The sequence below is a fragment of the Methylocystis sp. genome (assembly GCF_050251305.1).
GTDB lineage: Bacteria > Pseudomonadota > Alphaproteobacteria > Rhizobiales > Beijerinckiaceae > Methylocystis.
Genome location: NZ_JBFWNB010000029.1, coordinates 13194 through 40167 on the forward strand (window position 1 = coordinate 13194; position 26974 = coordinate 40167).

29 protein-coding genes are annotated in these 26974 nt (G+C 64.3%); 9 read left to right on the plus strand and 20 right to left on the minus strand.

Annotated elements, in window-relative coordinates:
- Nucleotides 1-19 precede the first annotated feature (19 nt).
- Nucleotides 20-661, plus strand: coding sequence for a guanylate kinase (gmk, locus tag AB7F41_RS10930; RefSeq protein ID WP_428382501.1), 642 nt, complete (start codon nucleotides 20-22; stop codon nucleotides 659-661).
- A gap of 169 nt (nucleotides 662-830) precedes the next feature.
- Here gmk and AB7F41_RS10935 read toward each other — a convergent pair whose 3' ends face one another.
- The 8 genes from AB7F41_RS10935 to purL form a co-directional block, all read right to left on the minus strand.
- Nucleotides 831-1361 (minus strand): hypothetical protein, encoded by a 531-nt coding sequence (locus tag AB7F41_RS10935; protein WP_428382503.1) that lies wholly within the window; start codon nucleotides 1359-1361, stop codon nucleotides 831-833.
- Nucleotides 1362-1441: 80 nt separating this feature from the next.
- On the minus strand, nucleotides 1442-2320 hold the full coding sequence (gene rsmA / locus AB7F41_RS10940; RefSeq protein ID WP_428382505.1) for a 16S rRNA (adenine(1518)-N(6)/adenine(1519)-N(6))-dimethyltransferase RsmA: 879 nt from the start codon (nucleotides 2318-2320) through the stop codon (nucleotides 1442-1444).
- Complete coding sequence (pdxA, locus tag AB7F41_RS10945) at nucleotides 2321-3322, minus strand: 4-hydroxythreonine-4-phosphate dehydrogenase PdxA (protein WP_428382507.1); 1002 nt, start codon at nucleotides 3320-3322, stop codon at nucleotides 2321-2323.
- A gap of 147 nt (nucleotides 3323-3469) precedes the next feature.
- On the minus strand, nucleotides 3470-3706 hold the full coding sequence (locus AB7F41_RS10950) for a hypothetical protein (protein WP_428382509.1): 237 nt from the start codon (nucleotides 3704-3706) through the stop codon (nucleotides 3470-3472).
- A 205-nt stretch (nucleotides 3707-3911) separates the two neighbouring features.
- Nucleotides 3912-4259, minus strand: a complete 348-nt coding sequence (gene grxD / locus AB7F41_RS10955) for a Grx4 family monothiol glutaredoxin (RefSeq protein WP_428382511.1) — start codon at nucleotides 4257-4259, stop codon at nucleotides 3912-3914.
- 312 nt (nucleotides 4260-4571) lie between these two features.
- Nucleotides 4572-4802, minus strand: a complete 231-nt coding sequence (locus AB7F41_RS10960) for a hypothetical protein (protein ID WP_428382513.1) — start codon at nucleotides 4800-4802, stop codon at nucleotides 4572-4574.
- A gap of 69 nt (nucleotides 4803-4871) precedes the next feature.
- Nucleotides 4872-5111: a BolA family protein gene (locus AB7F41_RS10965; RefSeq protein ID WP_428382515.1), complete on the minus strand. Its 240-nt coding sequence runs from the start codon at nucleotides 5109-5111 to the stop codon at nucleotides 4872-4874.
- Between the two features lies 1 nt (nucleotide 5112).
- Nucleotides 5113-7356: a phosphoribosylformylglycinamidine synthase subunit PurL gene (gene purL / locus AB7F41_RS10970; RefSeq protein ID WP_428382517.1), complete on the minus strand. Its 2244-nt coding sequence runs from the start codon at nucleotides 7354-7356 to the stop codon at nucleotides 5113-5115.
- Nucleotides 7357-7702: 346 nt separating this feature from the next.
- Here purL and AB7F41_RS10975 point away from each other — a divergent pair, with 346 nt between their 5' ends.
- Entirely contained in the window at nucleotides 7703-8623 is a 921-nt protein-coding gene (locus AB7F41_RS10975) for an OmpW/AlkL family protein (protein ID WP_428382519.1), read from the plus strand.
- 75 nt (nucleotides 8624-8698) lie between these two features.
- Here the strand turns inward: AB7F41_RS10975 and AB7F41_RS10980 are convergent, their stop codons facing one another.
- From AB7F41_RS10980 to mnmE, 5 genes are read right to left on the minus strand one after another with little or no spacing between them, the layout of a single operon-like run.
- Entirely contained in the window at nucleotides 8699-9580 is an 882-nt protein-coding gene (locus AB7F41_RS10980) for a ParB/RepB/Spo0J family partition protein (RefSeq protein WP_428382521.1), read from the minus strand.
- Nucleotides 9581-9598: 18 nt separating this feature from the next.
- Nucleotides 9599-10411, minus strand: a complete 813-nt coding sequence (locus AB7F41_RS10985) for a ParA family protein (RefSeq protein WP_428382523.1) — start codon at nucleotides 10409-10411, stop codon at nucleotides 9599-9601.
- Nucleotides 10408-11046, minus strand: a complete 639-nt coding sequence (locus tag AB7F41_RS10990) for a 16S rRNA (guanine(527)-N(7))-methyltransferase RsmG (protein WP_428382525.1) — start codon at nucleotides 11044-11046, stop codon at nucleotides 10408-10410. Before AB7F41_RS10990 ends, AB7F41_RS10985 begins: the two co-directional genes overlap by 4 nt.
- On the minus strand, nucleotides 11043-12899 hold the full coding sequence (gene mnmG / locus AB7F41_RS10995; protein WP_428382527.1) for a tRNA uridine-5-carboxymethylaminomethyl(34) synthesis enzyme MnmG: 1857 nt from the start codon (nucleotides 12897-12899) through the stop codon (nucleotides 11043-11045). The genes AB7F41_RS10990 and mnmG overlap by 4 nt, the downstream gene beginning before the upstream one ends.
- A 27-nt stretch (nucleotides 12900-12926) precedes the next feature.
- The gene (gene mnmE / locus AB7F41_RS11000) at nucleotides 12927-14225 is read right to left on the minus strand and encodes a tRNA uridine-5-carboxymethylaminomethyl(34) synthesis GTPase MnmE (RefSeq protein ID WP_428382529.1); all 1299 of its coding nucleotides are present in this window, start codon (nucleotides 14223-14225) and stop codon (nucleotides 12927-12929) included.
- Nucleotides 14226-14460: 235 nt separating this feature from the next.
- On the opposite strand from mnmE, the gene AB7F41_RS11005 reads away from it, so the two are divergent.
- The gene (locus AB7F41_RS11005; protein ID WP_428382531.1) at nucleotides 14461-14994 is read left to right on the plus strand and encodes a GNAT family N-acetyltransferase; all 534 of its coding nucleotides are present in this window, start codon (nucleotides 14461-14463) and stop codon (nucleotides 14992-14994) included.
- Nucleotides 14995-15713: 719 nt separating this feature from the next.
- Here the strand turns inward: AB7F41_RS11005 and rho are convergent.
- The 3 genes from rho to hemE all read right to left on the minus strand — a co-directional run bounded on the left by rho (nucleotide 15714) and on the right by hemE (nucleotide 18770).
- Complete coding sequence (rho, locus tag AB7F41_RS11010; RefSeq protein WP_428382533.1) at nucleotides 15714-16979, minus strand: transcription termination factor Rho; 1266 nt, start codon at nucleotides 16977-16979, stop codon at nucleotides 15714-15716.
- A 338-nt stretch (nucleotides 16980-17317) separates the two neighbouring features.
- Nucleotides 17318-17737, minus strand: a complete 420-nt coding sequence (hemJ, locus tag AB7F41_RS11015) for a protoporphyrinogen oxidase HemJ (protein ID WP_428382535.1) — start codon at nucleotides 17735-17737, stop codon at nucleotides 17318-17320.
- A gap of 1 nt (nucleotide 17738) precedes the next feature.
- Nucleotides 17739-18770, minus strand: coding sequence for a uroporphyrinogen decarboxylase (hemE, locus tag AB7F41_RS11020; protein WP_428382537.1), 1032 nt, complete (start codon nucleotides 18768-18770; stop codon nucleotides 17739-17741).
- A gap of 397 nt (nucleotides 18771-19167) precedes the next feature.
- Here hemE and AB7F41_RS11025 point away from each other — a divergent pair, with 397 nt between their 5' ends.
- Genes AB7F41_RS11025 through dnaQ form a run of 3 tightly spaced genes read left to right on the plus strand, consistent with a single transcriptional unit; the run spans nucleotide 19168 to nucleotide 21141 of the window.
- A complete protein-coding gene (locus AB7F41_RS11025) occupies nucleotides 19168-19794 on the plus strand; it encodes a Maf family protein (protein ID WP_428382539.1) in 627 nt (208 codons plus the stop codon).
- 11 nt (nucleotides 19795-19805) lie between these two features.
- Complete coding sequence (gene coaE / locus AB7F41_RS11030) at nucleotides 19806-20405, plus strand: dephospho-CoA kinase (RefSeq protein WP_428382611.1); 600 nt, start codon at nucleotides 19806-19808, stop codon at nucleotides 20403-20405.
- Between the two features lie 19 nt (nucleotides 20406-20424).
- The gene (gene dnaQ, locus AB7F41_RS11035) at nucleotides 20425-21141 is read left to right on the plus strand and encodes a DNA polymerase III subunit epsilon (protein ID WP_428382612.1); all 717 of its coding nucleotides are present in this window, start codon (nucleotides 20425-20427) and stop codon (nucleotides 21139-21141) included.
- On the opposite strand, the gene secB is transcribed toward dnaQ, so the two are convergent.
- Both secB and AB7F41_RS11045 read right to left on the minus strand, forming a co-directional pair.
- Nucleotides 21138-21626, minus strand: a complete 489-nt coding sequence (gene secB / locus AB7F41_RS11040) for a protein-export chaperone SecB (RefSeq protein ID WP_428382541.1) — start codon at nucleotides 21624-21626, stop codon at nucleotides 21138-21140. The genes dnaQ and secB overlap by 4 nt on opposite strands.
- 88 nt (nucleotides 21627-21714) lie before the next feature.
- Nucleotides 21715-22170: an FxsA family protein gene (locus AB7F41_RS11045; RefSeq protein WP_428382543.1), complete on the minus strand. Its 456-nt coding sequence runs from the start codon at nucleotides 22168-22170 to the stop codon at nucleotides 21715-21717.
- Nucleotides 22171-22294: 124 nt separating this feature from the next.
- Here AB7F41_RS11045 and AB7F41_RS11050 point away from each other — a divergent pair, with 124 nt between their 5' ends.
- From AB7F41_RS11050 to AB7F41_RS11060, 3 genes are read left to right on the plus strand one after another with little or no spacing between them, the layout of a single operon-like run.
- Complete coding sequence (locus tag AB7F41_RS11050; protein WP_428382545.1) at nucleotides 22295-22996, plus strand: Tim44/TimA family putative adaptor protein; 702 nt, start codon at nucleotides 22295-22297, stop codon at nucleotides 22994-22996.
- Nucleotides 22997-22998: 2 nt separating this feature from the next.
- The gene (mltA, locus tag AB7F41_RS11055; protein WP_428382547.1) at nucleotides 22999-24117 is read left to right on the plus strand and encodes a murein transglycosylase A; all 1119 of its coding nucleotides are present in this window, start codon (nucleotides 22999-23001) and stop codon (nucleotides 24115-24117) included.
- Complete coding sequence (locus AB7F41_RS11060; RefSeq protein ID WP_428382549.1) at nucleotides 24114-24659, plus strand: Smr/MutS family protein; 546 nt, start codon at nucleotides 24114-24116, stop codon at nucleotides 24657-24659. Before mltA ends, AB7F41_RS11060 begins: the two co-directional genes overlap by 4 nt.
- Before the next feature lie 110 nt (nucleotides 24660-24769).
- Here AB7F41_RS11060 and AB7F41_RS11065 read toward each other — a convergent pair whose 3' ends face one another.
- Both AB7F41_RS11065 and AB7F41_RS11070 read right to left on the minus strand, forming a co-directional pair.
- Nucleotides 24770-24979 carry a hypothetical protein gene (locus AB7F41_RS11065; protein ID WP_428382551.1) on the minus strand — a complete coding sequence of 70 codons (210 nt, stop codon included), beginning with the start codon at nucleotides 24977-24979 and terminating at the stop codon, nucleotides 24770-24772.
- A 510-nt stretch (nucleotides 24980-25489) separates the two neighbouring features.
- A partial coding sequence (locus AB7F41_RS11070) for a heme biosynthesis protein HemY (protein ID WP_428406577.1) occupies nucleotides 25490-26974 on the minus strand: 1485 nt, incomplete at its 5' end.

Genomic DNA, 26974 nt, shown 5'->3' on the forward strand with positions numbered 1-26974 from the left:
CTCTCGCTCATAACGTCTCATGGCTTCGACCCTTTCCAGCCGCCGCGGCATTGTCCTCATTCTTTCCTCGCCGTCAGGCGCGGGCAAGACCACGTTGACGCGGATGCTGCTGCAGGATCGCGCGCTCGATCTGACTCTGTCGATCTCGGTGACGACGCGCGCGCGCCGCTCGAGCGAGGTCGACGGCATCCATTACAGCTTCATCTCCGAGCGCCGCTTCGCCGCGATGCGCGACGCCGGCGAATTGCTGGAATGGGCCGAAGTCCACGACAATTTCTACGGCACCCCGCGCGGACCCGTCGAAGACATCCTCGCGCAAGGCCGCGACTGCCTCTTCGACATCGACTATCAGGGCACGCGCCAGGTGCGCGAGAAGATGGGCGCCGACGCCGTCACCGTCTTCATCCTCCCACCGTCGATGGACGAGCTGCGCGCCCGGCTGGAGCGGCGCGCCGAAGATGCGCGCGACGCGATCGAGCGACGTCTCGAGAATGCGCGAAAGGAGATCGCGCGCTGGAAAGACTATGACTATGTGATCATCAACGACGATCTTCAGCGCGCCTTTGAGGATCTGATCGCGATCCTGCGCGCCGAGCGGCAACGGCGGCCGCGGCGCGACAGGGAAATCGAGCAATTCGTCGCGAAATTGCTGAGCGAATAGTCGCCGCGTCTTCGTTGCCCTCGATCATACTCATGCTACGCCGTCGTGTTGTGGAGCGATTCGCCCTATGAATTCTCTCGCTGCACGCACGACGCATACTTCCCTAAAGGGTATTCGCAGAGCTTAGACAGACTGCGTCGCGAAGGGTTCGTTTAAAACCAATTGCCGGTCAAAGACCGCGAAGCGTTTGCGGCACGATCTCTCGGAACTGCCTATCAAAGTCACGCTGACGTCCACTGCTCGGAAAGTAAACGGCCCGCCCACCGTTGAGCACATTGAACCCATCATCCTTCAATTTTGACTCCAGCAATTTGCACACGTTCGCCTTAATCAGGACCAGCGGAATTTCCCTCCACCGGGTATCCAGAACGCGCTTGAGGTCGCTACAAAGCTCGTCGTAATCGCGGATGATTACGAGATCGCGGTCAGCGTTGGCGAGCGCATTCACTGGCTCATAGGTCGCGTCGACCAGTATCCAACCCGAACTTTGAAATTCGCGTAGACCCTCGCACATCGTCTTGGGCTGAATGACAAGTTGCTTCATCAGCGCGCTGAACAGGGGCTCGGTCACCTTGCCGTCTGAATCATAGAAGTATTTGCCTGAGGCTGGAGGCGACTCGGCGACAATTGCAAGCGTGACGCGTGTGGGTTCAAACTTGCGCCGCAAAGAGAGATATTGTCCGCGCTGTTTTTGCGTCATCAGGAAAGACCTCGCTGGGAAATTTGCTTAGTTTAGCTGATGAATGCCGCCTTTAGTGGAACATGCGCCAGCATGGTGCTTCATCCCTCAATGCGCAACAATTCTCGCGCGAGCGCCACAAAGCCCGCGATATTGATTTCTTCCGCGCGCCTGGTTTCGTCTATTCCCGCCGCCGTCAGCAACACAGACGCGTCAACGCCGAGCGATTTCAGACTCTGCCGCAACATTTTGCGGCGTTGTCCGAAGGCCGCTTGCGTGACGCGCGACAGCGCGCGCGGATCGCACGCCAGCGGTTGGGGGTTGGGCGTCAGCTCGACGACCGACGACGTCACTTTCGGCGGCGGCGTGAATGCGGCGGGCGAAACGTCGAAGAGAATGCGCGCGTTCGTGCGCCATCCGCACAGCACGGCGAGACGGCCGTAGTCGGCGCGCTCTTTCGGCGTCGCAACGATGCGCAGCGCAACCTCTTTCTGAAACATCAACACATAGCGATCGAAGACGGAGGGCCAGGGCTCCGCCGCGATCCATTTCGTGAGCAGCGCCGTCGCGACATTGTAAGGAAGATTCGCGCAAATGCGCGCAGGACGACGATCGCCATTCCCGACGCGCGGAACGGGCGCATATGTCCCGACAAGCGCGGCGACGTCGATCTCCAGCGCATCGCCTTCGACGATCGACAGTCGTCCCGGATAATGCGCTGCGATGTCTTCGAGCGCCGCGACACAACGCGGATCGCGTTCGATCGCGATCACGCGCGCGCCCTGCGCGAGCAGCGCGCGCGTCAGGCCGCCAGGGCCGGGACCGATTTCGACGACGACCGTGTCGTCGAACGGCCCGGCGGCGCGGGCGATGCGCGCGGTGAGATTGAGGTCGAACAGAAAATTCTGTCCGAGCGATTTCTTTGCGTCGAGACCGTAGCGGGCGACGACGTCTCGCAGAGGCGGCAACGCGTCGGCCACTTACGTCATGCGTCCCGCAAGTTTGATCGCTTCGATCAGGCTCGTCGGATCGGCGACGCCTTTGCCGGCGATGTCGAACGCTGTTCCATGATCGGGCGACGTGCGCACGAAGGGAAGGCCGAGCGTGACATTGACCCCGCGCGCGAACGCGAGCGTCTTGATCGGAATCAGCGCCTGATCATGCGTGGGACAAAGCGCCGCGTCATAGTTCGCGCGCGCGGCGGCGTGGAACATCGTGTCGGCGGGAAACGGGCCGGACGCATGGACTCCGCGCGCGCGCAATTCGGCGATCGCCGGCGCGATGACGTCGATCTCCTCGCGACCGAGCGCGCCGTCTTCGCCGGCATGGGGATTGAGTCCGGAAAAGGCGAGGCGAGGCTTCGCAATCTGAAAGCGCGTCGTCAGGTCGTGCGCGACGATCTCGCCGGTCTCGACAATCAGTTCGCGCGTCAGGCGTTTGGGCGCATCGGCGAGCGGGATGTGAATGGTGATCGGAACCACCGCCAGCTCCTCCGACCACAACATCATCACTGCGCGATAATCGCCGCCGAAATGGCGCTGCGCGAGCTCGGCCAGAAATTCGGTGTGCCCCGGATGTTTGAAGCCGGCCTTATAGAGATTCGATTTCGCGATCGGATTGGTGACGACGGCGCGCGCTTCGCCCCGCACGACGCATTCCACGGCCTGTTCGATGGATCTCACCGTCGATGGCGCGTCCGCGGGATCTGGACTGCCGGCGACGACGCTGACGACGCGAACGCCGGCGTCGACCACAGGCAAGGCGCGAGGGAACACGTCGCAGGCCTGCGCCGGCGTCGTCGTTTCGATCTGCAGTTCGAGCGCGAGATTGGCCGCGACGCGGGCGACGAAGGCCGGCTCGCTGAGCAGAAAGAAGGGAGGCAGATCGCGCGCACGACGTTCGGCATAGGCCAGGAGCGCGAGTTCCGGCCCGACGCCCGCAGGGTCGCCCTGCGTCAACGCGATCGGCGCGGCGGCGTTCATATCGACGGCGCCCGCGACGACGCGCAGAGTTGGTTTTGACGCCGAGACGGAACAGGCATTGCGGGAAATTGGCGCAACGCAATCGCGAAATCAAATCAGATTCGGACCGGACACGCGCTCTGGCCAGAGCGCGCGCCGGGCGCTCCTTCAGTCAGACACCATGCCATGCGCGCCATAGTACCGTTGATCCGGCCAAGCGTAGGCTTTGTGGCGCGCCCTGGGGGCGCCGGCCCAGCCCCCGCCCTGGTCGGCCATCCCCGTCTCATGATCAGGCACCGAAGACTGATCCAGGGCAAGAAAGTCGTCCCGAGCGGCCGCGACGCCGATCGATGCGGACGCGATGAGGGACGCTGAGGCGACAAGGGTGAGGAAAAAGCGCTTCATGGCGAGCTCCGTCGGTCGAAGCTCATCCTTCGCCGCGCGGAAGCGGCGTTCGGGCCTTCGACACGAACTGTTATATAACTGTCATAAAAATGTGGTAGAGGCGCCGCCCGCGATCCTCATGGGTCCACGCAGGCGCAAAAAAATCCGGCCGCGGTTCGGCGCGCGCCGGATTTTTTCTTCCTGCTCAGTTTTCCTGCGACGCGCGCTAAGCCTTCGTCGTCTGGGCGTGCGGCACGCCTTCCTTGTCGAGCAAAGCGAGAAGCTCGCCGCTCTGGAACATTTCCTTGGTGATGTCGCAGCCGCCGATGAACTCGCTCTTCACGTAAAGCTGCGGGATCGTCGGCCAGTTCGAATAGGCCTTGATGCCTTCGCGGATCACGCCGTCGGCCAGCACATTGACGGCCTTGTAGGGCACGCCGAGGTGATTGAGGATTTGAACCACCTGCATGGAGAAGCCGCACTGCGGCGCCTGCGGCGTGCCCTTCATGAAGAGCACGACGTCGGAAGAATCGATTTCGCTCTTGATGCGCGTGTTTGTGTCTTCGGTGCTCACTTTGTCTCCTCGCAGTGGCTGGCCGGCGCGGCCGTCAGTCAAACATCATCCCCTGGCAGGCGCGCCTTGCGTCGACGTCATCGCCATATTTGTATAGCTGTCGCACATAATTGCAGCCCAAATAATACGCGTTGGCCCATTGCTGATACTGTACCCAGGCCGGCGGAGCCGGTGGGCAGCAGGGCGCATGCGAGGGCTGTGCAAAAGCGTTGCCACTTGAGAATGTGCAAAGGACCGCGAGAAGCGCGACCGCAATCGTCTTTGTCATGACCTGTCTCCGACTCTAGAGCGCGCCTTCGCCCGAGCGGAAGATCAGTCCAGCGCCATCCCGTGATGCCGGCGCCGGTCATGGTGGTAGTAGTAGTGCGTGCTGTCGCCGTAATGGCCGAGATGGGCGCAAGAGGGATGATTCCATCCGCTGCGTTCACAAGCGGCGTGGCTTGGATGACGGTGCGGCGCCACGTGACGCTTGTGATCCGCCAGGGCGGACTGACTCAGAACAATCGTTCCCAAAACAGCAGCAAACACCACGCGTTTAATCATCTGAAGCTCCCAGCTGAGCGAAGGCCTGTGTGTCACAGATATGTCACACGCGGCCCCGTTCAATGGGGCTTAAGCGCCTTCTGGCGGGCGAGTCGTCAGCTGCAGCGCGTGCAATTCGCCGCCGAGGCGATCGCCGAAGGCCGCGTTCACCAACTGGTGCTGCTTGACGCGGGTGAGCCCGCGGAAACTCTCGGAGACGACCGTCGCCGCCCAATGATCGTCGTCATTGACGAGCGCGGTCAGCTGCACCTGCGCGTCGGGGATGGCGGCCTTGATCAGACGCTCGATTTCAGTGGCTGGCATGGGCATTTTATGACACCTCTGTCGGGAAAGCGCCGGAAAACGCGTTATCGTCGCCGGACATGAAAGCCGGCAATGGCCTCTCGTGCGCGTTGCGCAACTCGGCGAGCAATATCGGCGCCTCTCCGGGCAGGATCAAGGCGTCGCCGCCCACGCGCCCGACCGCCCGGACAGGCGCGCCGACCGCGGCGCCCTCCCGGATGATCGTTTCGGCGGCGCCCGGCGGGACCGCCACGAGGTAGCGCGTCTGGTCCTCGCCGAACAGAACGGCGTGCGGGAGGCCCGACGGAAGGTCCGTGACGTCGGCGCCGATGTTCCCGGCAAGCGCCATTTCGGCGAGCGCGACGGCAAGGCCGCCGTCGGAGAGATCATGCGCGGCGCTGACGCGCCCGCAAAGGATCAGCTCTCGGACAAAGTCGCCGTTACGACGCTCGGCGGCGAGATCGACCGGCGGCGGCGCGCCGTCCGGGCGCCCGCAGAGATCATGCGCATAGGCGGATTGGCCGAGCCAGCCGGAGGTCTCGCCGACGAGCAGGATCGCGTCGCCTTCCCGCGCAAAGCCGGTCGGCGCCGCCTTGGCGACGTCGTCGATGACCCCCACGCCGCCGATCGCGGGAGTCGGCAGAATTCCGGCGCCCTGCGTCTCATTGTAAAGCGACACATTGCCGGAGACGATGGGGAAATCGAGCGCCCGCGCGGCGGCGCCGATCCCCTCCAGGCAGCCGACGAATTGGCCCATATATTCCGGCCGCTCGGGATTGCCGAAATTCAGATTGTCGGTGAGCGCCAAGGGCGTCGCGCCGCGCACGGTGATGTTGCGCCAGGCCTCGGCGACCGCCTGCTTGCCGCCTTCATACGGATCGGCGGCGCAATAGCGCGCGGTGACGTCGGTCGTCAGCGCGAGGCCCTTCGGCCCCTCCTTCACCCTGACCACGGCGGCGTCGCCGCCCGGCGGCCGCACGCTATTGCCGAGAATGAGGTGATCGTACTGCTCCCAAACCCAGCGCTTCGAGCAGAGATTCGGCGTCGCGAGGAGTCTCAGCAACGCCTCGCGATTCGAGATGGGCGCTTTGACCGACGCCGGATCGATCGCCGGCTCTTTCGGAGTCGGCGTCCAGGGCCGGTCGTACACCGGCGCTTCGTCGCCCAATTCCTTGATCGGCAGATCGGCCTTCACCTCGCCCTTGTGCTTGACGACAAAGCGCAGCGTGTCGGTGGTCTTGCCGACGATGGCGAAGTCGAGCCCCCATTTCCTGAAGATCGCCTCCGCCTGTTCTTCGAGTTCAGGCTTGAGGACCATGAGCATGCGCTCCTGGCTCTCGGAGAGCATCATCTCATAGGCGGTCATGCGCTCTTCGCGGCAGGGCACCGCGTCGAGATCGAGCTCGATGCCGAGATTGCCTTTGGCGCCCATCTCCACCGCCGAGGAGGTCAGCCCGGCCGCGCCCATGTCCTGAATGGCGATGACCGCGCCTGAGGCCATGAGTTCGAGACAGGCTTCGAGCAGCAGCTTCTCCGAGAAGGGATCGCCGACCTGCACGGTGGGCCGCTTTTCCTCAGCGTCCTCCTCAAAGGACGCCGACGCCATGGTGGCGCCATGTATGCCGTCGCGCCCGGTCTTGGAGCCGAGATAGACGATGGGATTTCCAACGCCCGCGGCAGCCGAGTAGAAAATCGAATCGGCGCGCGCGAGGCCCACCGCCATGGCGTTGACGAGAATATTGCCGTCGTAGGAGGCGTCGAATTCCGTCGAACCGCCGACGGTCGGCACACCGAAACTGTTGCCGTAGCCGCCGACGCCGGCGACGACCCCGGCGACGAGTCGCCGCGACTTGGGATGCGCCGGACGGCCGAAGCGCAGAAGGTTCAGGCAGGCGATCGGCCGCGCGCCCATGGTGAAGACGTCTCGCAGAATGCCGCCGACGCCCGTCGCCGCGCCTTGATAGGGTTCGATGAAGGACGGGTGGTTGTGGCTCTCCATCTTGAAGACGCAGGCGTCGCCGTCGCCAATGTCGATGACGCCGGCGTTTTCGCCAGGACCGCGAATCACCCATGGCGCCGTGGTCGGCAGTTTTCGCAAATGGATGCGCGACGACTTGTAGGAACAGTGCTCGTTCCACATCGCCGAGAAGATGCCGAGTTCGGTGAAGCTCGGCGCCCGGCCGATGAGCTTCAGGATGCGCGCGTATTCATCGGGCTTCAGGCCATGGGCGGCGGCCAGATCCGGCGTGACGGCGGGTTCGGTCGCGCTCACTTATCCTCGCATCCCGGTGAATTCTCCATCCGCTTCGGCAATCTTCGCCGCACTGCGGCGGTCGAAGGATTACTGCGCGCCGTGTGACGCGGCAAGCGGCACACAGCGACCGAAGCCGCGCTTGGCGCTCAGCGTGATGGCAGCGGCCGCAGCAAAGTCACGTCGGCTATCTCACATGACTATCAAGGGATTGTTGCCCGGGAGCCACAGCGGCCAAGAATGAGCACGCCACAGCCTAATTTTGCATCAGACGCAGTTGCATTACCAAAATTTTATAGCAACGTGACAGGGACTTCGGCGCCTTTGTCGTCGACCGTCCACCGCAGAATTTAATCCGGGGGTTCCGATGAAGAATTTTGTTCGCGGCGCGATTGCCGCGCTTGTGGTCGGGAGCGTTGGCGCCGCCTATGCCGCCGACCTGCCAATTTACAAGGCTCCGCCGCCGCCGCCAGTCGTCGACGACTATCAGCCGTTTCAGATCCGCCTGAAGATGGGCGCTGTCGTCCCGCTCGACGGAACGTCGACGATCTACGACGCGGGCGCCATCAATCCCGTGGTCGCAGGACTCGGCGGTCCGCTCTCCTTCGGCCTGGCGACTCTGCGCAGCGGCGGTTACGGCACGGTTGTTCCCGGCGCCACCACCAGCATCTCCTGGTCGGTCATTCCGATGGTCGACGCCACCTACTACCTCAACAAGAACTGGGCGATCGAAGCGATCTGCTGCATCACGCCGCATCACATCCAGGGCACCGGCGTTCTGGCTGGTTCGAGCCTCGCGAAGACTTGGGTCTTCCCGCCGTCTCTGCTGCTTCAGTATCATTTCCGCAACTGGGGCGCCTTCCAGCCTTACCTCGGCGTCGGCGTCAACTTCACCACCTTCTGGGGAACGCGCGCGGGCAACAACGACTGGGGCCTGACCACGGTGCCCGGCTCCTTCGCCGCGGCCGCTGGCGGCATTCCGGGCGGAATCGCCAGCTTCTATTCGGCGAGCATCACCCCGTCCTGGGGCGTCGTCGGCCAGGCCGGCTTCGACTACATGATCACCGAGCGCTGGGGCATCAACTTCGATGTGAAATACATCATGATGGAGCCGAATGCGCACGCCTGGATTGCCGCGCGCACCCCGGTTCCGACCCCGATCGGACCTGCGCTGGGCGTGACCTATATCCCGGTGAACGCGGCTGTGAAGATCAACCCGCTGGTCGTTTCGGCCGGTCTGACCTTCCGCTTCGGCTCGGGCCTGGTCAATCCGGTGCTCAACTTCTAAGTTCGCCGACCCAAGCAAAAAGACCGGCCTCTTGCGAGGCCGGTTTTTTTGCGTCCGGAACACGGTGAGAAGCGACTAGCCGCTCAACAGACGGCAGAGTGAATCAAGCTGGTCGAGCGATTCATATCTGATTCGCACTTCGCCCTTCTCGCCGTTCGGCCGCAATTCGACGCGCAAGCCGAGCGCATCGCACAACGACTTTTCGACGGCGCGCGCGTCTGAATCCTTTGCGGACGTCTTATTGGGACGAGCGGCGCGTCGGAGAGCGCCGGCGTCCTCCGACTGCTCCTGCGCGAGCCGCTCGACGTCGCGCACCGTCATCCCCTTTTCGACGATGCGCCGCGCCACGGCGGCAGGATCCGTCACCGCGAGCAGCGCCCGGGCGTGACCCGCCGAAATCGCGCCTTCGCCCACGAGCTTTCGCGCCTCTTCCGGCAGATTCAGCAGACGAATCGTATTTGCGATGTGGGATCGGCTCTTGCCGATGATCTTCGCAATCTCGCCGTGGGCGTAGCCGAACTCCGCGCCGAGCCGCTCGTAGCCCTTCGCCTCCTCGATGGCGTTGAGGTCGGCGCGCTGCACGTTCTCGATGATCGCGAGTTCGAGCGCCTCCTTGTCATTGGCCTCATGGATGACGACCGGCACGTCGGAGAGACCGGCCATCTGCGCCGCGCGCCAGCGCCGCTCGCCGGCGATGATTTCATAGGCGTCGGCGACGCCGGCGATGGCGCGCACGACGATCGGCTGAATCACGCCCTTCTCGCGAATCGAGGCGGTCAGTTCGGCCAGATCCTCCTCCCGGAAGGACAGCCGCGGATTGCGCGGGTTCGGACGCAGAAATTCGATCGGCGCCTTCCGCGGGCCGCGCGGCCGTTCGACCGGGGCGGCATCAGCGGCGGCGTCGCCGAGAAGCGCCGCCAATCCCCGGCCGAGCCGGCGCCGCGAGTCCTCCGCCATCTTCGATCCTCTTCGCTCTTAGGCTGCGCGCAGCCGTTTCTCGCGCTGGATCACTTCCGAGGCGAGTTTCAAATAGGCCTGGCTGCCGGAACATTTGAAATCATAGAGAAGCACCGGCTTCCCATGCGACGGCGCCTCGGAGACCCGGACGTTTCGCGGAATCATCGTGTCATAGACCTTTTCGCCCATGAACCGCCGCACGTCGGCGGCGACCTGATTCGCGAGATTGTTGCGCGGGTCGTACATGGTCAGAACGACGCCGTGGATTGACAACTTCTGGTTGAGAGTTTGCTTCACCTGATCGACGGTCGAGAGCAGCTGCGAAAGCCCTTCAAGCGCGAAAAATTCGCACTGCAGCGGCACGACGACGGCGTCACTGCTCGCTAACGCATTGATTGTCAGGAGATTTAGCGATGGCGGGCAGTCGATCAGCACATAGCTGAAGCGCCGCTCGCTGTCATGCTCGGCGGCGAGCTCGGCAAGCGCCCGCTTCAACCTGTAGGCGCGATCCTTGTCATTCGCAATCTCCAGCTCGACGCCGAGCAGATCGAGCGTCGAGGGCGCGATGGAGAGACGGGGCACCGCCGTGGCGACGATCGCGTCAGCGAGGCTGGATTCGCCGAGCAGCACGTCATAGGTGGAAATCGTGCGCTGCTGGCGGTCGACTCCCAGTCCCGTCGAGGCGTTGCCCTGCGGATCGAGGTCGATGACCAGCACCTCCTCGCCGACCGCCGCAAGCGCCGTCCCGAGATTTATGGCGGTGGTGGTCTTGCCCACGCCGCCCTTTTGATTGGCCAGCACAAGAATGCGCGGCGAAGCGGAAGCGGTCACGATGGGGAAGCCTTATGCTTGACGACGACGATTCGCGCGCCCTTGCGGGTTCGGCTTTCCGTCGATTCGCACCTAAAGCTACCCAGCGCATCAACCGCGGTCAATTCGTCTCGCCATTCTTCCCCCTTTAAAAACACGCCGACCGCGCCTTGCGCCAACGGACCTTCGGCGAGCTGTATGAGACGCGAGAGCGGCGCGAGCGCACGGGCGCTGACCCCCTCGATGAGGCCCGTCAGTTCAGGCGTCACGCGTTCGATTCGCTCGGCGTGGACGACAGCCGGCGCTCCTGTTTCACGTGAAACAGCGCGCAGAAAGCCGGCCTTGCGCTGGTCGCTCTCGATCAGATGCACGACAGCGCAAGGCCGCCCTTTCAGGAGCAGCGCGGTGATCAGTCCCGGGAAGCCAGCGCCAGACCCCATATCCGCCCAACGGACCACATCCGGCGCGGCGGCGCACACCTGCGCCGAATCGGCGAAATGCCGCAGCCACAGATCGTTAAGCGTTCCCGACGCGACGAGATTGATCTTTGCCTGCCAGCGCCTGAGCAGCGATTCGAAGAGCGCCAGCTCAGCTTGAATGCGCCGAAGGTCCGGAAAGAGGCTCAGCGCCGCTTCCCGACAGGATCGTCCGGTCACGCGCGGCGCGCCCGCGCCGCCAGCAGGGTCAAGGCGGACGGCGTCATGCCGTCGATCCGCTGCGCCTGGCTGATGGTGCGCGGCCGGAGATAGCTCAGCTTCCCACGCAATTCCGCAGAGAGGCCGGCAATCGACGAATAATCCAGACCCTCAGGCAACGCTAGGCGTTCGTCGCGTCGATACGCGTCAATATCGGCCTGCTGCCGGTCGAGATAGACCGCGTAGCGCGCCTCGGTCTCCAGCCGCTCCGCCGTGTCCGGGTCGATCCCGCCAAACTCTGGCCAGATCGACGCCAGCCGCGCGAGGGAAATGTCTGGGAAGGACAAGAGCGCATAAGCGCTGCGGCGCAGCCCGTCCTGATTGACCGGCAGGCCATGCCGAAGCGCCGACGACGATGTCAGCTCGCGTGTCTGCGACATGGTTCGCGCAGCCCCGAGAGCGGCGGCGCGCGCCGCGTAATGCGCGGCGCGGCGCCCGCCGACGCAGCCGATTTCGATCCCGCGTGGCGTCAGGCGCGCGTCAGCGTTGTCGGCGCGCAGCGACAGGCGATATTCGGCCCGCGACGTGAACATCCGATAGGGTTCGCTGACCCCGCGCGTGACAAGATCGTCGACCATGACGCCGAGATAGGCTTCGGCGCGATCGAAAACGATCGCGCCGCTCCCAGCCGCGTGGCGCGCCGCATTGAGGCCAGCGAGAATGCCCTGCGCCGCCGCCTCTTCATATCCGGTCGTGCCGTTGATCTGCCCGGCGAAGAAAAGCCCGCGTATCCGCTTCGTTTCGAGCGTCGCCAGCAGTTCGCGCGGATCGACGTAATCATATTCGATCGCATAGCCCGGACGCAGAATGCGCGCCGTTTCGAGCCCCGGAATGGCGTTGATGAACGCCTGCTGGGTCGCCAGCGGCAGCGAGGTCGAGATCCCGTTCGGATAGACCGTGTCGTCGTCAAGCCCTTCGGGTTCAAGGAAAATCTGATGCGCGTCGCGGTCGGCGAAGCGGGTGACCTTGTCCTCGATCGATGGACAATAGCGGGGTCCCGGGCCGGAAATCGCCCCGGTGCGCAAGGGCGAGCGATGCAGATCGTCGAGAATGATCTTATGCGCGGCCGGCGTCGTGCGGGTCACGCCGCAGGCGATCTGACGGGTGGCGATCGCCTGCGTCAGATAGGAGAACGGCTCCGGCGTCGGGTCGCCCCATTGTTCTTCGAGCGTCTCCCAGCGGATGCTGCGCCCCTCGAGCCGCGGCGGCGTGCCGGTCTTGAGCCTCGCGACCGCGAAGCCCGCTTCGCGCAATCTTCGGCTCAGCGCATTCGACGGCGCATCGCCCATCCGGCCGGCCGGCGTCCGCTCGTCGCCGATATGGATGACCCCGCCGAGAAAGGTCCCGGTGGCGATCACCACCGCCGGCGCGCGAAGCGCGCCACGCTCCGTGACCACCCCCTGCATGACGCCGGCGTCCGTCAGCAGATCCTCGACCTCAGCTTCGACAATCGTCAGATTTTCCGTTTCATCGAGCGCCGCCTGCATCGCCGCGCGATAAAGCTTGCGGTCGGCCTGGGCGCGCGGGCCGCGCACCGCCGGGCCTTTGGAGCGATTGAGCACGCGGAACTGAATGCCAGCGGCGTCGGCCACCCGCCCCATCAGCCCGTCAAGCGCGTCGATCTCCCGAACCAGCTGGCCTTTGCCGAGGCCGCCGATCGCCGGATTACAGGACATTTCGCCGATTTTCGCGCGATTCTGGGTCACAAGCGCCGTATGCGCGCCAAGACGCGCCGCCGCCGCGGCCGCTTCGCAGCCGGCGTGTCCGCCGCCGATCACGACGACATCGAAAACTTCTCGGGGCGAAAGATTCATAGGCTGGCCTGTTTCACGTGAAACATATCATTTGCCGATACAGAAACGCGAGAAAACCGCATCGAGCACATCCTCGACATCGACCGCGCCGACAATACGCCCAAGCGAGCGACTGGCGCGGCGCAATTCTTCGGCATGAAGCTCCAACGGCCCTTCCTCGATGAGAACAGCGTCGACGCTCTCCAGCGCCTGCTCCAGCGCTTGCCGATGCCTCTCCCTGACGATCAGCGCCGCTGCGCCGTCTCCCAGACTCGCCCGCGCGCGGCGCCCGATCGCCGCAACAAGCGCCTCGAGCCCGGCGCCGCTGAGCGCGCAGACCCCGATCGCGCCTTCCGGCGCCGGACTCAGATCAATCTTCGTCGCGACACGGATCGTTTCGACGTCACAACGCGGTGGCGACTCCCCCGAATCCGACAGCCACAGCGCCAGATCCGCCGTCTCGACCCGCGCGAGCGTGCGATCGACGCCGATCCGCTCAATCTCATCCGCAGCGTCGCGCAATCCCGCCGTGTCGATCAGCGTGACCGGCAATCCCCCGATGTCGAAATGCGCCTCGATCATGTCGCGCGTCGTGCCGGGGATCGCCGACACGATCGCGAGATCGCGCTGCGTCAGCGCATTGATCAGCGTGGATTTACCGACGTTCGGCCGCCCGAGGATGATGACGACAAATCCGTCGCGCATGCGTTCCGACGCCGGGGCGAGACGCAACGCCGCGCGCATATCCTCGACCAACGGCGAAAGCAGCGCGCTGAGCCGCGCCGGAGAACAACCCGCAACATCGGCCTCGTCGCTAAAGTCGAGCTCGGCTTCGACAAGCGCCAGCGCATCGACAAGCGCAGCGCGCCAAAGCTCGACTTTGCGCCGCAAAGCCCCGCCGGCGACATGCAGCGCCTGTCGCCGCTGCGCCTCGGTCTGCGCGTCGATAAGATCGACGAGCGCTTCCGCCTGCGAAAGATCAAGCTTGCCATTCTCGAACCCGCGCCGGGCGAATTCGCCGGGCTCGGCGGCGCGCAGGCCCGGGAGCCGGTGCAGAGCTGCGAGCGTCCCTTCGACGACCGCGCGGCCGCCGTGGAGCTGCAGCTCGGCATAGTCTTCGCCCGTTGACGACGCCGGGCCTGGAAAGAACAGCGCAACGCCGCGGTCGAGCGCTTCGCCGGTCGCCGGATCGTGCAGAGTGGCGACGGTCGCGCGCCGCGGCGCAGGGCGCTTGCCGGCCAGCGCCTGAAGCGCGTCCCCTGACCCAGGGCCAGAGATTCGGATGACCGCGATCGCTGCGCGCCCGGCGCCGGTGCCAAGCGCGAAGATCGTATCGCGCGCCGTCACGCCGCAGAGGCGCAGCGGCGCCGTCCTATGCTGCAGTGCACAAAACACATTGGCCGAACGTTAAGCATCCCGTACGCTTTCAAAAGGCGCGCCACGACCGCTGATCGAGTCGGGCGCCCACCTCAGATCGCATGCAACGACAATATGCGCCACAGATCGACGAAATCTTTGAACACGCGCGCCGCTTATTCCTTTCGCCGCTGGAATTCGCAAGAGCCGTCCGGCACAAGGACGCATGCGAACGCCAGCGATCTATCGCCGACTCAAGCCGTCGGATGCGGACATTTTCCACGCGCTGCGACTCGAGGGCTTCCGACGAGAGCCGCGCGCCTTTCGCTTCGCGCCGGAAGATGAAGCGCATCTTGCGCCGGCCACTGTCGGCGCCCGCCTTCAGCGCGACTTTGTCATCGGCGCCTTCAGCGCAAAAGATTCGCAATTGATCGGCGTCGGCGGACTCGCATTCAACGACGGCGTCAAAACGCGTCACAAGGCGCTTCTCTACGGCATGTACGTGAAGGCGGCCGATCGCGGATCAGGCGCGGCCGATGAGATCATGAAGAGATTGATCGATGAGGCGCGCGGGAACGTCGAAATCGTGACGCTCACTGTCGTCTCGACGAATCTTCGCGCGCTGCGTTTCTATGAGCGATGGGGATTTCACGCCTATGGCGTCGAAGAACGCTCTGCAAAAAATGCCAACGGCGATTATCTCGACGAAACGCTGATGGCGCTGCGGTTGAACGATCCAAGCATGCCGGGCGACATCTGACCGTGCCCGCCGTTCCCCCCGCGTCGTGACGACGGCTCTGTTGGCGGCGAACTCTAAAACGGAAGCTGAAGGCTGACGCCCCCGCCATAATTGTTCGTGACCGCATTTCCGTTTGACTGGTAGACGACGCCCGCTTGATAGGGTCCTGGCCCAGAGGGACGCGGATTGAGATTGGCTGTCGGCTTAATGGCGGGGTCAGGCGAACTGATTTCCTTTTCGACAGCGCGCGACGAGGGCAAGGGCAAGGCGTCTTGCGCCCCCTCGCCAAAGCAAACGGGATCGTCTTTCCACGTCCCTCGCGCACAGGGCGCGGACTCCTTCTTCGCCTCTTCTTTCGCGACGCGCCCGCCACGCGCTTTTGCGACCCGATGCACGGCCTTGCGCCCCGCGGACTGCGCTTGACTCGGCTCGTCCAAGGCGCGCGCCGCCGTGGCCCCGGATAAAAACAACAAGACTGCTGCCAGAAATTGTATCGGGCGACGATCCATCGGCTCTCTCGGAAACGACAGCGGATATCATAAAGACGCGCATATTTGCGGTCGTTTTATGAAGGGTCCGAAACGCGCCGGACCGGCGCCGTCGGATGGACGTGAACGCCATACGACCCGATTGCGAAAGATAAATCCGGTGGGACGCTTCGCTTCGACAAGTCCATTCTATGACGCAGCGCGCGCGCCTTACGCGGCGATCCGCTCCGCCAAGATTCTCAACCGCTGTTCTTACGTATTCATCGAATCGAAGAAACCCTGATTGTTCTTCGTCTCGCGCAGCTTACCGAGCAGGAATTCGATCGCGTCGACCGTGCCCATCGGATTGAGGATACGGCGCAGCACATACATCTTCTTGAGGATGTCGGTCGCGACCAGCAGCTCTTCCTTGCGGGTGCCGGAACGGGTGATGTCGATCGCCGGGAAGACGCGCTTGTCGGCCACCTTGCGGTCGAGGATGATCTCGCTGTTGCCGGTGCCCTTGAACTCTTCGAAGATCACTTCGTCCATGCGCGAGCCGGTATCGATCAAGGCGGTCGCAATGATCGTCAGCGAGCCGCCTTCTTCGATGTTGCGCGCAGCGCCGAAGAAGCGCTTCGGCCGCTGCAGCGCATTGGCGTCAACGCCGCCCGTCAGCACCTTGCCCGATGACGGCACGACCGTGTTGTAGGCGCGCCCGAGACGCGTGATCGAATCCAGCAGAATCACCACGTCGCGGCCGTGTTCGACGAGACGCTTCGCCTTTTCGATCACCATTTCGGCGACCTGGACATGGCGCACCGCGGGCTCATCAAAGGTCGACGACACGACTTCGCCGCGCACGCTGCGCTGCATGTCGGTCACTTCCTCGGGCCGCTCGTCGATCAGCAGAACGATCAGATAGCATTCCGGATGATTGGTCGTGATCGACTGCGCAACATTCTGCAGAAGCACGGTCTTGCCGGTGCGCGGCGGCGCGACCACCAGAGCGCGCTGCCCCTTGCCGATCGGCGCGACGAGGTCGATGACGCGGGAGGAGAAGTCCTTCTTGGTCGGATCTTCGATTTCCAGCTTGAGGCGCTCGTCCGGATAAAGCGGCGTGAGATTGTCGAAGGGCACCTTGTGGCGCACCTTCTCCGGATCTTCGAAATTGATGCTGTTGACTTTTAAGAGCGCGAAATAGCGCTCGCCCTCCTTGGGGCTGCGGATCATGCCCTCGACCGTGTCGCCGGTGCGCAGGCCGAATTTCCGGATCTGCGAGGGCGAAACGTAGATGTCGTCGGGGCCGGCGAGATAATTCGCGTCAGGCGAGCGCAGGAAGCCAAAGCCGTCCTGCAGCACTTCGACGACGCCTTCCCCGACGATTTCGACGTCGCGGCTCGCGAATTGTTTCAGAATGGCGAAGAGGAGCTCCTGCTTGCGCAGGAGAGAGGCGTTCTCGACTTCATGCTCTTCGGCGAAAACGAGGAGTTCGGCGGCGGACTTGGCCTTCAAGTCCGAGAGTTTAATTTCCCGCATTCAGGAGGAACCTTGGGTATTGGCGGAGGCGCAGGTGGAGAGGAGCCGGGGATAAGCGGTGGGGCGGGGGAAAATGGCCTTCCCGAGCGCCGGCGGAAATTCCGGCGATGCCGCTATAAGCAGACACGGGCCTCAGAGGGATAGAAGCTCCTTAGACAATTTCCAGACGCGAATCAAGCGTCCCGTAAAGGCGGCCATTTCGCGCCGAATGCGCCCGCCCTCGCCTGCAGATCGGAGATCGGACGCCGCATCGCCGCTTCCCTCCCCCTCGCGATCCGATCTGCGCCGACCGCGGCGCTCAGCACTCAGCCCGCCGGCTGAGAGAAGATCGTTACACGTCAAAACGGCTTGACGATCACCAGAATGACCACGCCGATCATCAGCAATGTCGGCAGTTCATTGACGATGCGATAATAGCGCGGCGAATGAATATTGGCGTCTTCGGCGAACCGACGCATCAGCGCGCCGTCATGAATATGCGCGGCGGTGAGCAGCACGACCAGCGTCGCCTTCGCGTGAAACCATCCGGAAGACAACGCCCCACTGTCGACAGCCAGATAGAGGCCGGTCAGCCAGGCGACGAGCATCGCCGGCGTCATGATGTAGCGATAGAGCCGCCGCTCCATCATCTTGAACGTCTCGGAGAGCGCGTCCGCGCCGGCGCTTGCGTGATAGACGAAAAGCCGCGGCAGATACAAAAGCCCCGCCATCCAGGAAATGATCGCGATCACATGCAGCGCTTTGATCCAGAGATACATGTCACCCGCCCCGCCGCACGCGCGCGACAAGTCGCTCGACGTTTTCAATGGGCGTCTGCTGCAGGATGCCGTGCCCGAGATTGAAAATATGCGGCCGCCCTTTGAACGCTGCGCGAATCGATTCGACTTCGCGATCGAGCGCCTCTCCGCCAACGACAAGAACCAGCGGATCGAGATTGCCTTGCAACGGAACAGTCGCGGGCGTCTGCGCCGCAGCCCAAGCGGGATCGAGCGCCGTATCGATCCCGTAAGCATCCGCACCGATCGTTTTTACAAGCTGCGTAAGATGCGTATCGGCGCCGCGGACAAAAGCGATCACCGGCGTTTGCGGATGGCGCGCCTTGACGCCTTCGACGATGCGGCGGACCGGCTCGGCCGACCAACGCTGAAATTCATTCGCCGGCAGCACGCCGGCCCAGCTGTCGAAGATCTGCACGACTTCGACGCCCGCCTCGATTTGGCGCGCAAGATAGTCGATCGAAGCCGCGACGATGCGATCAATCAGCTGCGCGAATGCATCCGCATGACGATAGGCGAAAAGCCGCGCCGGCGCCTGATCGGGCGTGCCCTGCCCCGCGATCATATAGCTCGCGACCGTGAACGGCGCCCCGCAGAAGCCGATGAAGGCGACATCGGACGGCAACGCTGCTTTCACCAGATCAATCGTCTCGAACACCGGCGAAAGATGTTCGATCCTGAACGCGCCGAGCCGCTCGACCTGTTCCGGCGTTTCGATTCGCTCCAGTCGCGGCCCTGCGCCGCTCTCAAACGACACCTGCTGGCCCATCGCATCCGGCACGACAAGGATGTCGGAGAAAAGTATCGCCGCGTCGAAATGAAAGCGCCGGATCGGCTGCAGCGTCACTTCCGCCGCCTTCTTCGGCGAATAGCAGAAATCGAGAAAGTTTTTCGCCGTCGCGCGAATGTCGCGATATTCGGGCAGGTAGCGGCCCGCCTGACGCATCAGCCACACTGGCGGAACGTTTCGCGCTTCTCCGCGCAGCACCGAAAGAAGCGCCTTCTCCTCCGCCATCGCGTCTCGTCCGTCCTCTCGTTCGATCAATGTCGGCGTAGCGCGAAACGCCGTTAAAACAAAATTCATTTTAAAAGGAATTGATTCTTCATTTGTGTCGCGGGGCGCACGAAGGTTAATTTTCATTAACCGGTCGCCCACAGCGGAGCGGCGACGCGCCAGTGGCGGCGGCAATGGCGGGAAAAATTCGGACCACAAATGGAATCATCGCGATATCGAAAATTTTCGGCGCCCGCGCCTGTGGATCGCCTGTGAATTTCATCTATCCTGGCTTTTTCCAGAATCCGTTCGACAGCGCTTTGCCTGTTGAGGACTCGCTCGACTTTTTCCCGCTCGCAGGACGGAAGCGGATTCCGATGTCGGCTTATCCCCGTTGTTCGGCTTATGCGCGAGGGCTGTGGACGTGACGACAGGCTCGTCCTCGCTCTTCTGGCGCGAATCGGCGCCGCTGATTCTCGCGTCGAAAAGCGCCGGTCGCCGGTTGGCGCTGTTGAATTCCGGCGTTCCGTTCGAATCGATTCCCGCCGATGTCGACGAACGGGCGATCGAAGCGAATTTGGGCGGCGCCGACGCGGACGCGATCGCTCTGGCGCTGGCGCGCGCCAAGGCGCTCGCCATCTCCGCCAATGGACGGCTCGTGCTCGGCGCGGACCAGGTTGCGAGCTGCGACGGCAGAATTTTCGGGAAGCCTGCGAATATGGCGGACGCCGGCGCGCTTCTGCGGTTTCTCTCTGGCCGGCGGCATCGACTGCATTCGGCGATGGCTCTGGCGCGCGATGGCGCGGTGATCTTCGAGACCGTCGGATTGGCCGATCTCACCATGCGCACGCTGAGCGACGCCTTTATCGCCGCCTATCTCGAGGCGGTTGGAGAACAGGCGCTGACATCGGCCGGCGCCTATCAGATCGAAGGCTTGGGCGCGCAACTTTTCTCCAATGTCGAAGGCGATCACTGGACGATCATGGGCTTGCCCTTGCTCGCGCTTCTCGATGCGCTGCGACGCGAAGGAGCGCTGCTCTCGTGAGCGAGAACAAGATGCTGCGCGTCGGCCTCACCGGCTCGATCGGCATGGGAAAGTCGACGACGGCCGACATGTTTCGCGCCGAAGGCATCGCCGTTCTCGATTCGGATCGACTGGTGCATGACCTCTACAAGGGGCCCGGGGCCGCCGACATCGAGCGCGCCTTCCCGGGCGTCGTCGTCGATGGCGTCGTCGACCGTCAGAAGCTCGCCGCCCGCGTTCTTGACGATCCGGCTGCGCTGAAGCGTCTCGAAGCGATCGTGCATCCGATGGTTTGGGCGGCGCGCGACGCTCTGGTCGAAGAACGCAAAGCGAAGGGCGACCGCATAGTCGTCTTCGACATTCCGCTTCTCTTCGAAACGGGCGCCGAGAAGGATTTCGACGTGATCGTCGTCGTCACTGCGCCGGAAGATGCGCAAAGCGCGCGGGTTCTCGCGCGCGATGGCATGACGCGCGAGAAATTTGCGTCCATTCTGGCGAAACAGACGCCTGATTCAGAAAAGCGCGTCCGCGCTGATTTCCTGGTTCACACGGATCGGGGTCTCGATGCGGCGCGCGACGAGGTGCGAAACATCGTCAAGGCGCTCGAAGCGCGGCTTGATGAAAGCGCTTGACGCGCGGCTCGGGGGAGACATGCGGGAGATCGTTCTCGATACGGAAACGACGGGGCTCGATCCAGCGAGCGGCCATCGCGTCGTCGAGATCGGCGCCGTCGAAATCTCCAATCTGATTCCGACCGGCCGGTATTTCCATTGTTATATCGATCCAGAACGCGACATGCCGGAAGAGGCTTTCCGCGTGCATGGCCTCTCGCGCGAATTCCTGGCTCAGCACAAGGTCTTTAAGGAGATGGCGACCGAGTTCCTCGACTTCATCGAGGATTCGCCGCTTGTCATTCACAACGCTGAATTCGACACGCGTTTTCTCAACGCCGAATTCGCGCTCATGAATTTGCCGCCGCTCGGCGGCGCGCGCATCATCGACACGCTCGCCATGGCGCGCCGGCGCCATCCCGGCGGACCCAATTCTCTTGACGCTCTGTGCCAGCGTTACGCGATCGACCTTTCACGGCGCGAGAAGCACGGCGCGCTGCTCGACGCCAATCTGCTGGCTGAGGTCTACGCCGAACTTTGCGGCGGACGGCAGGCGGCGCTGTCGCTTCAGACGGTGCATGCGGTGCGGATCGCCGCTTCGAGCGATCTGTTGCGCCAGCGGCCCGAACCCCTCACGCCGCGGCTGAGCGCAGCGGAAAACGACGCCCACCGCGCCTTCGTCGCGACGCTCAAATCGCCGATCTGGGACCGATATCTGGCGCGCGACGAAGAGGCGTCGCCGACCGCCGCCGGCTAATTGCTCTGAGCCGCGGCCTGGCCCGCCGCTTCCGCCGCCTTTTGCTGGTAAAGCGCGACAAAGTCGATCGGGTCGATATAGAGCGGCGGATAGCCGCCCTTGCTCGTCGCGTCGGCCACGATCTGGCGGACGAAGGGAAACAGCATGCGCGGGCACTCGATCATCACGATCGGATGCACCTGCTCTTCGGGAATGTTCAGCAGCCGGAACACGCCGCCATATTCAAGGTCGAGCTTGAACAGCAGTCCTTCGCCCTCGCCCGCCTTGCAGTCGAGCGTCAGGCCGACTTCAAAGTCGGTGGGCGCCAGCTGCTTGGCGTTGACGTTGACCTGAATCGAAATGTTGGGCGCCTTGTCCTGCGGTCCGAGCGAGCGCGGCGCATTGGGGTTCTCGAAGGAAAAATCCTTCAGATATTGAGTCAGCGAATTGAGAGCCGGAGCGCCGCCCGGCGCCTCTTGCGCGCCGTTGCCATTCGTATCGGTCATGTAAGGGCCTCCAGCAAAGCCGTGTGTAACGAGAATTGGCGCCCGCCTAACACGACTCTCAAACGCGAACAAGGCGCAGCCGCCCGTTCTATTTCGCCTCGCTGCGTCGCGGGCGCGCGCGCCCGCTTCGCGCCTCGCGCCGCCATTCGCGCGGATCGAGATCGATGACGCGCGGATCTCCGGACCCGGCGCGCGCCCGCAACCACCGCGCCAGACTTTGGCGCACCGACGGGGATTTGAGCGCCAGCCCAACGAAATCCGACGCGAATCCCGGCAGAATGAGAAGAATCGAGGCGAGCGCCTGCATCCCGCCATCCAGCATCGCGCCGTCAGCCATGGCGGAGCTTTCGCCCTTCGCCCTTGCGGCCAGTCCGGCGCGGAGGAAGTCGAGCAGACGCCTGACGTCGGAAAGGCCGAGCAGCGACGCACCGATGGCGAGCACAATCGCCGCCAGGAGCCCGACGGCGCGCACGACGAGCGCAAAACACAATATCTCCAGCACGATCCAGGTCGCGAGGACGGCGCCGATAAGCTTCGATTTCACCGAATCATCCGATCTTTGCGGCTTCTGGCGGCTACTCCGGTCCGCGGCAATACGCCCGCCCCTTGATTCGTGACATGTATGAAGCGACATGATAGCCGACCATAGATTCATTCGGGAGTTGCCAATGCCGGCGTCCGGCGACCTCTTCGATCCGACCCTCGTCGTTTTCGCGGCCATCGCGGTTTTCGTCATCTGGAAGCTGCGCTCGGTGCTCGGAATGCGGGTGGATCGCGATACGCCGCCGCAGCCGCGTTTTGGTCCGCGCCGGCCGTCTCCGGCAACGGTTGCGCCAATGCCGAGCGCCGCGCCGGTCGCTGAGCCGCCGGCCCGGCCGACCGGCGCCGACCGCTGGGATGGCGTCGCCGAAAAAGGCGTCGCTTCCGCCTGGAGCGGCCTTGACGCCGTGGCGGCGTCCGATCCGAGTTTCGACGGAAAATCCTTCCTGAGCGGCGCGCGCCGCGCCTATGAGCTGATCGTCACCGCCTTCGCCAAGGGCGACCGCGAGACGTTGAAGCCGTTGCTGGCGGAGGACGTCTTCGATGGCTTTTCCGGGGAGATCGCGCGGCGCGAGCAGCAGGGCGAAACCATGGAGACGGCCGTCGTCGCGATCGACTCGGCGACCGTGGACGCCGCCCGCGCCGTGCCGGGGCGCATCGAGGTGACGGTGCGCTTCGCCGTTCAGCTGATGAGCGTGCGTCGCGACCGCGCCGGCGAAACGATCGACGGCGGTCAGACGCGCAAGGTCGTCGAGCGCTGGACGTTTGCGCGCGATCCGAAGGCGAACGATCCCAATTGGAAGCTCGTCGCGACTCAAGCTGAAGACTGAACATGCCGCGCCAAGATGCGCCGCAGTTTTCCGCTTCCGATCTGCTGCACGAAATTGAATTTTCACAGATCGACGGCTTTGCGGCCGACGATCTCGCGGCCGCTTTTGGCGCTTTCCGACGATCCGCCGAGCGCATCGCGGGCGGCGCGCAGGAGCAGCGAGGCGCGGTCGCGCCTCCGCCGTCGCTCGTGGCCGCGGCCCGCGCCGCGCTGGAGGACGTCAGCGACGCCGGCGCTTTCTTCCGTCAGCGGTTTCGCCCGCATGTCATCAAGGCTCGAGGCTTCGTCACCGCCTATTACGAGGTCGAGGTCGAGGCCAGACTGTCGCCCGAGCCAGGCTTCGCCACCCCGGTGCTGTCGCGTCCGCTCGATCTCGTGACCCTGAATGAGTCGCCGCTTTCGCTGCCCTCCGGCGAGCGGCTGACGAGCGCCAGACGGCAGGCGGACGGCGCGCTCGTGCCCTATCCCGATCGGCGCGCGATCGAAGAGGAAGGCGCGGCCCCGAGCGCGCATCCGCTCGCCTATGTCCGCGACGCGGTCGAACTCTTCCTCATCCAGGTCCAGGGTTCGGCGCGGCTGCGGCTGCCCGACGGAAGCGGCGTGGCGCTCACCTATGCCGGGCGTAACGGCTGGCCGTATACGTCGGTCGGCCGGCTGATGATCGAACGCGGGCTCGCAAAAGCGGGGGAGATGTCGCTCGATCTGCTGAAAGAGACCTTGCGGCGGTTCGGAACGGGTCCCGGCGACGCGGGCCGCCGGCTGATGCAGGAAAATCGCTCCTATGTGTTTTTTGAGATCGACCGCTCGGCGACGCGCGCCATCGGGCCGATCGGCGGCGAAGGCGCGCCGCTGACGCCCTTTCGGTCGATCGCCGTCGACCGCTCGATCTGGCCTTACGGCCTGCCCTTCTGGATCGTCGCGCGGATCCCCTGGCGGGACGCGGCCGAAACGGATTTTCGTCGCCTCATGATCGCGCAGGACACCGGATCTGCGATAATTGGTCCGGCGCGCGCCGATCTTTTCTTCGGCGCGGGCGAAGCCGCGGGCCGGCGCGCGGGCGACGTGCGGCACGCCGCCGAGATGATCGTGCTGTTGCCGAAGGACGTTGGGGACGATCCGTGAGCGAGGAGAATTCCCGTCGATATGCGCGTCGCCTGTCACAAGCCGAAGCCGAGCTTTGGATGATGGCGACGGCCGACGTGCGACCCGCCCGTGCGCGCCCGAGCAAGCCGAAACCGCCGGCGCCGTCCGAGGAGGCCGTCGCGCCCGCCGCGTCGTCCGTGATTCGCGATCGCCCGCCGGCGCCGAAGGCTCCGCCTCGGCCGATCGACATCGACGCCCGCACCTTCGCCAAGATCAAGCGGGGGCGGATCGAGGTCGACGCCAAGCTTGATCTTCACGGAATGCGCCAGACCGAGGCGCAGCGGTCTTTGACGGCCTTCCTGCGCCGATGTCAGGCGAACGGATCGCGCGTCGCCATCGTCGTCACGGGAAAGGGTCTGACGCGCGACGAGGGCGGCGTGTTGCGTCGGGTGGTGCCGATGTGGCTCGAAGCGCCCAATCTCCGCGACGTCGTCCTGGGTTTTGGCGAAGCGGCGCGCCATCATGGCGGCGAAGGCGCGCTTTACGTGCGCATTCGCCGCGCCGACCGGACGCGCTTTTAGAACCATCAAGCCACCAGCGTTCAGAGAGTTGCGAACCGCATCGCTGGCGCAGCGTCTCGCGCGGCGGACCGGAGGCGTCCCTCAGTCCGGCTCTCGCCAAGCTCCTGTCATTATTGCTGGCACGCCCGCATGCACATGACTTTTTGCTCGCTGCAGGGCTCTCCACCCGTGACATAGGGCTTGCCGATTTGATTGCCTTGGCTGTAGCAGCGCCGATAGGCTTTCCTGCACTGCGCCTTGCACGCGGCGAGATTGGAGGCGCCGCCGGCCTTCGCCAAGACGTAGCTCGGCGCGACGGCGGAATCATCGCCTCGCGCCATGGCGTATCCCGGGATCGAGGATGCGAAGAGGCCAATCACAGCGAGGCAAGTCAAATTCAAAGGATGTTTCACTTGATGTCCTCCCTTGCGGTTTTGCGGTCTTTGTCGGTCATCCGGACCTTGCGGCGCGCCGAGCCTCGTCATGGCCTTGGAACGTTTGGCTTTGGAGCGAGGCGGTAAGCGTCGCCCTACGGCCTGCCGCTCAATTCTGGCATCCGCGTTTTGCCGCTGCTTTTCTCAACTATGACTACGGGCAATGCCGGCAACGGCGTCGTGCGCGCCTTTGTCGATTTCGAAAATGAGCCGGGCGGGCTGAGTTCTCAGCATTTACGCGCGCTCCTCAACGCCAGACCAGCGATCCCCGTCAACAACCGGGACGGAGGCGCTTTGATCTGTCTGGAAGGGTGCGCGGCCGTGTGCGCAAGGCGCAGGAATCCGGTCGGACGGAATCGTCCGACCGACAACAACTCAGGCCAAATCGAATTGTCGGTCGGCTTTTTGGCGCTTGCGCTAGGCCTGTTGGCCGGTCGCCGCTTCCCCCGAGGCCTCGGTCGACGGCAGCGCGGCCGGTTCGGCGGGACGCGTCAAAAAGGCGGCCGGAATATTGGGCTTGCCTTCTTCGGTCAAATGTTGCGCGGAATCAGGCGGCGGCTTCCATTCGAAAGCGTCGAGCCGACCCGTGACCGGCGACATCGGCAGCCAGTTCTTGGAGACGACGCCGTCGGCGATCCAGACCGGATCGCGCGGCGCGCGAGAACCGCGTGCGAGCCATTCGCGCACCGGACCCGAGGGGCCATGCTCCCCGTCTTCGATTTCGGCCATCAGCAGGCAGGTGTGCGCGGTCGGATGTCGGCCGCTGGCGATCAGCGGCGCGAGCGCCTCGCGCGCCTTGGCGAAATTGCGCGCCGACAGCGCGACCTCGGCGACGGCGTGTCGGCTTTCCGGCGCGCTCGGCGCGGCCCGCGCCAGCTTCTCGACGCGCGCGAGTTTCGCCACATTCGACTCGCCCGACAGGGCCTCGAGATAAGCGGCGGCGAGGTCCGGATGCGGCTTCGTCGCCCAGACGGTTTCGATAAGCTTCAGCGCCTGCTTCTGATCGCCATGGCGGATCAGAACTTTCGCCGCGGCGACGGCGGCCGGCGCGAAGCCCGGCCGGCGCTTCAACGCCTGGCGCGCGAGGTGCAGCGCGTCATGCGGATGGTCGCGATCTTTCTCCATCGCCATCGCGGTTTCGACGACGGCGCGCATGTTCTGCGCGGTCTGGACGTCGATCGCCTTCGCTAACAGACTGGCCTCGATCGCCTCGCGGGCCTTCTGCCAGTCGCCCTGCGCCGCGAGATGTTCGAGCATAGCGGCGCCGGCCCAGGGCACCGGCGCGATGTCATGCGCCTCCTTGGCGAAATGATGCGCCGCCTCCGCGTCGTCGCGCCGGCGGGCCTCGATATGCAGCCCGCGCAACCCCAGCAGCTTCGTCTCCGGTTTCAGCGTCATTTTGTGGAAGGTCTCTTCCGCAAGACGCCGGTCGCCGGAGAGCTGCGCCGCCTGCGCCTTCAAAAACTGGCTGAGCGGCTCATTCGGCAGCAGCCGTTCCGCGACATGCGCGGCTTTGCTGGCGCGCGCGGCGTCGCCGGAGCCGACCGCGATCAGCCCCTGCGAAATCGCGCTGAACCCCTTGTCGCGCCGCTTCAGCCGCGAGCCGCCGCTCCAGCGGCGCGGCATCCGCAGCAGCGCCACCACCAGGGCCCAGAGCACGATGGTTGCGGCGATGACCAGCAGCAGTCCGCCGATCGCGACCGGGATCGACGCCTCGAACTGATAGCCGGCGAAATCCAGAGTCCGCGACCCGGGCTGTTCGATCAGCCATTCCTGGCCATAGGCGACCGCCGCAAGCGCGACGATGAAGAAGAGGAGAAACCACATGACGATCAGATCCCACTTATTCCTGCGCTGCGCCTGCGCCGAGCGCGGCGATCGCGCCCTGCAGCAGTTCGTCGG

Coding starts and splice junctions, on each gene's coding strand:
- pdxA (WP_428382507.1), bottom strand. CDS start 3,322: ATGAACGCCGCCGCGCCGATCGCGTTGACGCAGGGCGACCCTGCGGGC.
- hemE (WP_428382537.1), bottom strand. CDS start 18,770: ATGGCGGAGGAGAAGGCGCTTCTTTCGGTGCTGCGCGGAGAAGCGCGA.
- AB7F41_RS10965 (WP_428382515.1), bottom strand. CDS start 5,111: ATGCCCATGCCAGCCACTGAAATCGAGCGTCTGATCAAGGCCGCCATC.
- secB (WP_428382541.1), bottom strand. CDS start 21,626: ATGACCGATACGAATGGCAACGGCGCGCAAGAGGCGCCGGGCGGCGCT.
- mnmG (WP_428382527.1), bottom strand. CDS start 12,899: ATGAATCTTTCGCCCCGAGAAGTTTTCGATGTCGTCGTGATCGGCGGC.
- gmk (WP_428382501.1), top strand. CDS start 20: ATGGCTTCGACCCTTTCCAGCCGCCGCGGCATTGTCCTCATTCTTTCC.
- AB7F41_RS11005 (WP_428382531.1), top strand. CDS start 14,461: ATGCGAACGCCAGCGATCTATCGCCGACTCAAGCCGTCGGATGCGGAC.
- mltA (WP_428382547.1), top strand. CDS start 22,999: ATGCCGCGCCAAGATGCGCCGCAGTTTTCCGCTTCCGATCTGCTGCAC.
- AB7F41_RS10960 (WP_428382513.1), bottom strand. CDS start 4,802: ATGATTAAACGCGTGGTGTTTGCTGCTGTTTTGGGAACGATTGTTCTG.
- rho (WP_428382533.1), bottom strand. CDS start 16,979: ATGCGGGAAATTAAACTCTCGGACTTGAAGGCCAAGTCCGCCGCCGAA.
- AB7F41_RS11050 (WP_428382545.1), top strand. CDS start 22,295: ATGCCGGCGTCCGGCGACCTCTTCGATCCGACCCTCGTCGTTTTCGCG.
- AB7F41_RS10975 (WP_428382519.1), top strand. CDS start 7,703: ATGAAGAATTTTGTTCGCGGCGCGATTGCCGCGCTTGTGGTCGGGAGC.
- AB7F41_RS10935 (WP_428382503.1), bottom strand. CDS start 1,361: ATGACGCAAAAACAGCGCGGACAATATCTCTCTTTGCGGCGCAAGTTT.
- AB7F41_RS11065 (WP_428382551.1), bottom strand. CDS start 24,979: ATGGCGCGAGGCGATGATTCCGCCGTCGCGCCGAGCTACGTCTTGGCG.
- hemJ (WP_428382535.1), bottom strand. CDS start 17,737: ATGTATCTCTGGATCAAAGCGCTGCATGTGATCGCGATCATTTCCTGG.
- dnaQ (WP_428382612.1), top strand. CDS start 20,425: ATGCGGGAGATCGTTCTCGATACGGAAACGACGGGGCTCGATCCAGCG.
- AB7F41_RS10980 (WP_428382521.1), bottom strand. CDS start 9,580: ATGGCGGAGGACTCGCGGCGCCGGCTCGGCCGGGGATTGGCGGCGCTT.
- AB7F41_RS10950 (WP_428382509.1), bottom strand. CDS start 3,706: ATGAAGCGCTTTTTCCTCACCCTTGTCGCCTCAGCGTCCCTCATCGCG.
- coaE (WP_428382611.1), top strand. CDS start 19,806: ATGCTGCGCGTCGGCCTCACCGGCTCGATCGGCATGGGAAAGTCGACG.